Origin of the sequence: Rheinheimera baltica DSM 14885 (assembly GCF_000425345.1) — a bacterium.
Taxonomy (GTDB): domain Bacteria; phylum Pseudomonadota; class Gammaproteobacteria; order Enterobacterales; family Alteromonadaceae; genus Alishewanella; species Alishewanella baltica.
Map to the genome: position 1 here is coordinate 53,327 of NZ_AUDG01000023.1, position 6,000 is coordinate 59,326.

Genomic DNA, 6,000 nt, shown 5'->3' on the forward strand with positions numbered 1-6,000 from the left:
AGCTGCAATGTGATAAGTGCGGTACTGATTTTGAGAGTAACTGGTTATTTATCCACTAAATTTCCAGCTTAACTTGGCGCCTCGCTTTTGCCTGCTATAATGGCGACCATTGTTAATAGCGAGACGAACTAATGGATGTATCTTACCTGCTCGACGGGCTAAACGATAAACAACGCGACGCAGTGGCCGCGTCACCGCTGCACATGCTGGTGCTGGCTGGTGCCGGCAGTGGTAAAACCCGCGTACTGGTACATCGCTTAGCCTGGTTAATGCAGGTAGAACGGGTAGCGCCTTTTAGTTTGCTGGCGGTGACCTTTACCAATAAAGCCTCGCAAGAAATGCGCAGCCGTATTGAAAGCACCATTGGTGTTAGTTTAAACAACTTGTGGATGGGCACCTTTCACGGCTTATCGCACCGTATGTTGCGGGCGCACTATCAGGAAGCGGGCTTACCACAGGGCTTTCAGATCATTGACAGCGATGATCAGTATAGGCTGGTAAAGCGTGTACTAAAAGCATTAAACCTGGATGAGAAACACTGGCCACCCAAGCAAATTCAATGGTTTATTAATGCCCGCAAAGATGACGGCCTGCGCCCTGGGATGATTGACGCAGCAGGTGATTTTAGCCTGCAACAAATGGTAAAAATTTATGCCGCTTACCAGGATATGTGCGACCGGGCAGGCTTGGTAGACTTCGCAGAAATACTGCTGCGCAGCTTCGAGTTATTAAAGAAAAGTGCCGAAGTACGTGGCCACTATCAGCAACGTTTTCGCCATATACTGGTAGACGAGTTTCAAGATACCAACGCTATTCAATATCAATGGCTGCGTCTGTTGGCCGGTAGCACGGCCAAAGTGATGATTGTTGGCGATGATGATCAGTCTATTTATGGTTGGCGTGGTGCCCGGGTAGAGAATATTCAAACCTTCCTAAAAGATTATCCTGATGTAGAAACAATCCGATTGGAGCAAAACTACCGCTCCACCGAAACCATTTTAAAAGCTGCCAATGCGGTTATTGCCAACAACACCGGTCGGCTTGGTAAGGACTTGTGGACCGATGGTGCACAGGGCGAGGTAATTTCTTTATATACCGCTTTTAATGAACTGGACGAAGCGCGTTTTATTGTTGGCCGAATTCGAGACTGGCACAAACAGGGCGACAGGCTAAGTGAAGCCGCCATTTTGTATCGTAACAATGCCCAATCGCGGGTACTGGAAGAAGCGTTAATTCAGGAAGGTTTACATTACCGTATTTACGGCGGCCTGCGCTTTTATGAACGGCAGGAAATTAAAGATGCACTAGCCTATTTGCGCCTGTTGCATAACCGTCAGGATGATGCTGCGCTGGAGCGTGTTATAAACACTCCGGTACGCGGCATTGGTGATACAACCTTAAATAAAGTGCGTGAATATGCCCGCAGCCAGCAACAAACACTATGGCAAAGCTTACAACAAATGCTGGCACAAAAGCAGTTAGCCGGCCGTGCTGCCACCGCCATCGATAACTTTATGCAATTGATAGAACAACTTGACTCTCAAGTAGTGGATTTGCCACTACATGAGCAAGCCGAACATGCCATTAAACAAACCGGCTTGTATGCCATGTATCAGGCAGAAAAAGGCGAAAAAGCCGAAACCCGTATTGAAAACTTAAACGAATTAATTACTGCTTGTCAGAATTTTGATGAACGTCGTGCTGAAGATATGACGCCCCTAGCGGCTTTCTTGTCTCAAGCCGCGCTGGAAGCCGGCGAATATCAGGCAGAGGAACATTCCGATGCTGTACAACTGATGACACTACACAGTGCCAAAGGGCTGGAATTCCCGCTGGTGTTTATCTGTGGCCTGGAAGAAGGCATGTTTCCCAGCCAACAAAGTGGCGATGACCCAACTCGGTTAGAGGAAGAGCGACGGCTGTGCTACGTCGGCATGACACGGGCGATGAAAAAGCTGTACTTAACCCATGCCGAAAGCCGCCGTTTATATGGTCAGGAGCAATACCACAAACCATCGCGGTTTATTCGTGAAATCCCCGCAGAGTATCTGGAAGAAATCCGTCTTACAACTCAGGTGAGCCGGCCGACACAGTTTAACCGTTTTGGCAGTGCAGCCTCACATGTTGCTTTTGAAAATACCGGTTTTAAGCTAGGGCAGCGTGTACTGCATGATAAATTTGGTGAAGGTACAGTACTCAATTATGAAGGTACGGGCAGCCAATCACGCATTCAAGTCAACTTCGATGGCTTGGGCAGTAAATGGTTGGTAACGGCTTATGCCCGGTTACAGGCAGTAGGTTAAATGCCACTGCCGGCATTATTAACTCAGCTACAACAATGGCAACAGCAAGCCTCGCAGTTGCATATACGCTTGCCGATAGTATGGCAGGGCGAGCAGGATACAATGCTCGATGTATCTCGGCAGCTACTTGGCTTAATCAACTATAAAACACTGTATTGGATAGGTGAGCAGGCGCCCACTGATGCTACAAACTTAACCGGCAAACACAATTACCAGCTGCTTGGCAGTGAATGTGATGTTTTGGTGATCAACGCATTCAATGGTTTTCCTGCAGATTTAATTGCAGCGTCTGCCGGATGCGTAAAAGCGGGCGGCATTTGGTTACTACTTTGTCCACCTTTTTCATCTTGGATAATGCAGCCAAATACGGCACACAAAAGCCTGCTACCTTATCCAATAAACGCCAATAATCATGTTGGGCAGTTTTTACCTTTCTGGCTACAGCAATTGCAGCTGCAGAATGTACTTATTTTGCATAATGAAAACCTGATACAACAACTTGACTGGCCGGCCTTGCCTGCATTAAAAAACGTCCCGCCGCCTTGTATTACCGACGAGCAGCAACACGCAGTTGCAGCCATTATGAAAGTGGTTACTGGGCACCGGCGTCGGCCATTAGTATTAACAGCAGATCGTGGACGCGGTAAGTCAGCTGCTTTAGGTATCGCTGCGGCGCAGCTTGCGGGAGAAAATAAACACATACTTATTACAGCACCATCACCGCAGGCTGCGCAAACCGCGTTAAAGCACTTTCAGATGCTAGCCACGGCTGATCAGCAGCATCAATTACAGTTTGTTCCCTACGATGAGCTGTTACGCAGCGTCTTTAAGACAGATTTGCTGCTAATAGATGAGGCCGCTGCAATTCCAGCTCCCGTGTTGCAGCAATTACTTGGCCGGTTTAGCCGTATCGTTTTCGCAACCACAGAACACGGCTATGAAGGTACAGGGCGGGGATTTCAGCTGCGCTTCCAGCAATATTTATCAGAACAATGTCCTGGCTGGCATAAACTGCATATGCACCAAGCTATTCGGTATCAAGCGGCCGACCCATTGGAACAGTTAATCTTTAATGGCTTCTTGCTAAGCCAAACCTGCAATCAGCCTTCGTACGCGCCCAATATGGCTATAAAGTTCATCTATTACAGCGCAAAAGACTGGCTTACGCACCCCATACAATTGCAGCAGGTTTTCGGTTTGCTTAGCCTCGCGCATTATCAAACACAAGTAAAAGATTTAGCCGCTTTGCTAGATAACCCTCAACTTACCGTAATAACATTACAGCAGGATAATCAACTGCTGGCTTGCGGTTTAATTAGTCGCGAAGGCAATTTACCTACTGAGCTTTGTACGCAAATTTATCATGCACAGCGCCGGGTGCAAGGGCACCTGCTAGCGCAGAGTTTGGCATTTCATCTTGCCCAACCACAACTAGCAACAACAGCGTTGTGGCGAGTTATGCGAATTGCTGTACAACCAGCACTACAGCGGCAAAAACTCGGCGCCATGCTTCTCGAACAGCTTTATCAAACAGCAAAAATAGCTGAGATAGATTATCTGGGTACTAGCTTTGGGGCCACAGCCAATTTAGTCAAATTTTGGCAGCATTCATCATATCTGCCGGTAAGATTAGGCTCAACCTTTGACAAGGCTAGTGCAGAGTATTCTATTCTTATGCTTCGCTCAGTAAGTGCCTCGCCGGATATACCTTTAAATCTACAACAGCGATTTGGCCATCAACTATATCGAGCCCTTGCGCAATATCCTTCACTTAGTAGTAAGTTAGCATTGATGTTAGCTCAACCTGAAAAACAAAAACCGTTAACTCACAATGAACTTGAACAATTAAGTTTATTCCGTGAGGGAAAACGCCCGTTCGAACTCATAAGACCGCTGTTACTTCAATGGTTCGACCAACAAAAATACCAGCCAGACTCACAGTTACATCAGATTCTTTCGGCGTTATTATGGCAGCAATCAGATTGGTCTGTTGTCTTACAATGCTACTCGTTTGTCAGCAAAAAAGAATGTATTAATCATATTGTCACGCTACTACGTAAATATGATTGATAAAATTAACATTTCAGACAGATAAAACCAGTAAAACCTTTCTTTTTTTATCCAGTCAGGCTATGGTGCCGCCAACATTTCGTAGGTATTTTTATATGTTTATTGTGTTACCGCTACTTAGTGCGCTTTCATCAATGCCAGCCATTGCCAGCAGCTATTCGTCATCAGAAAAACGCACCTTACAATCGGCTATCAGTAGTGCACTTCACTCAGCAGAAATTAATCGTTTTTATCAACAATGCAAAGAACCTGCAAAGGCAGGCGAACCAGAACTTGTCATGAGAGATAAATCTGAATCTAAGATGTTGGCATTACTACAAGAAAGAGTTGGCAGCCAAAATATCGAGCAGTTACTTGCTGCAGATAACATGCTAACAAGGCGAGCTAAAAGCAGCATCGTTCCACCTAAAGACTGTATGGATGGTAAAGGCCTACAGGTATTAATGGACAGCTATGAAGTCGCTTTATTCTCCCTAGAAATTTCTATGCCCATTGAAAATGGCCTACGTAGCAAAACAACGTCAGCTAAAGTACGTTCAAACGCTGAGCAAAATGCTGTAAAACAACTTATTGCCAGCAGTCACGCCATTGCATTAGTCAGTGTTACGGATAAAAACTTGCTAAATGCTGTTCAACAAGCCAACTATTTACACCCTGACTACGCAAGCAATTACGTTTTCAAAGTACAATATGGTTGGCGTAGTAATATCTCACAATATCTTGGCATGCATATTCAGCTTTCCGAGCGTGAATTTAGTTCAACAGCGAAAGAATGGCTGATATTTTTAGATAAAAATGGCCACTTTATAAAAGCAATTTCATCGGATAAAGCCAAGCCTTACCTATCGATATTGTTAAATGCAGAATGGCGATATGATATACACGGCAATCTGCTTCGAAATTAATAGATTAGCATTAATTAATTAGCCCGCAATGCGGGCTTTTTTGTATCTAAGAAGCCAACTGACGGTGCTTTATAAAGATTGTTAAGCCATGACAGCCTGAATTGAAATTTATCATCACTAAATATCAGGCATAAAAAAACCCCGCTCGATGAGCGGGGCTTCGTATTGGGAGCCTGGCGGTGAACTACTCTCGCATAGCGAATGCTACACTACCATCGTCGCAGCTGCGTTTCACTTCTGAGTTCGGAATGGGATCAGGTGGTTCCACAGCGCTATTGCCACCAGGCAAAAACTTGTAGGGAACAAGTTTTAACGCACTTTAGTGCGGCCCGTTAGGGTCAATTCCAGGATAGGAATTGATAAAAACTCGTTCCAGTATTTGGCAATCTGATTAGTAAATGCACACTGTACTTTCTTAGCGCTTTATCACGCAAAACATCTTGGGCGTTGTATGGTTAAGCCTCTCGGGCAATTAGTATGAGTTAGCTTAACACATCACTGCGCTTCCACACCTCACCTATCAACGTTGTGGTCTCCAACGACCCTTTAGCAGACTTAAAGTCTGAGGGATGACTCATCTTGTGGCCGGCTTCCCGCTTAGATGCTTTCAGCGGTTATCCGTTCCGAACGTAGCTACCGGGCAATGCCATTGGCATGACAACCCGAACACCAGCGGTTCGTTCACTCCGGTCCTCTCGTACTAGGAGCAACTCCACTCAATC

3 protein-coding genes and 2 rRNA genes are annotated in these 6,000 nt (G+C 45.7%); 3 read left to right on the forward strand and 2 right to left on the reverse strand.

All coding sequences use genetic code 11. The features are described from left to right. Positions 1 to 131 precede the first annotated feature (131 nt). The 3 genes from uvrD (at position 132) to H595_RS0109515 (ending at position 5,278) form a co-directional block, all read left to right on the forward strand. Positions 132 to 2,303, forward strand: coding sequence for a DNA helicase II (uvrD, locus tag H595_RS0109505; RefSeq protein WP_027671008.1), 2,172 nt, complete (start codon positions 132 to 134; stop codon positions 2,301 to 2,303). Continuing rightward, positions 2,304 to 4,373: a tRNA(Met) cytidine acetyltransferase TmcA gene (locus tag H595_RS21995; RefSeq protein WP_084153552.1), complete on the forward strand. Its 2,070-nt coding sequence runs from the start codon at positions 2,304 to 2,306 to the stop codon at positions 4,371 to 4,373. A 95-nt stretch (positions 4,374 to 4,468) separates the two neighbouring features. Further along, positions 4,469 to 5,278, forward strand: a complete 810-nt coding sequence (locus H595_RS0109515; protein ID WP_156885952.1) for a hypothetical protein — start codon at positions 4,469 to 4,471, stop codon at positions 5,276 to 5,278. A gap of 171 nt (positions 5,279 to 5,449) precedes the next feature. Here the strand turns inward: H595_RS0109515 and rrf are convergent. After that, positions 5,450 to 5,564 (reverse strand): 5S ribosomal RNA (rrf, locus tag H595_RS0109520). 165 nt (positions 5,565 to 5,729) lie between these two features. Beyond that, a 23S ribosomal RNA gene (locus H595_RS0109525) occupies positions 5,730 to 6,000 on the reverse strand; the annotation flags it as partial.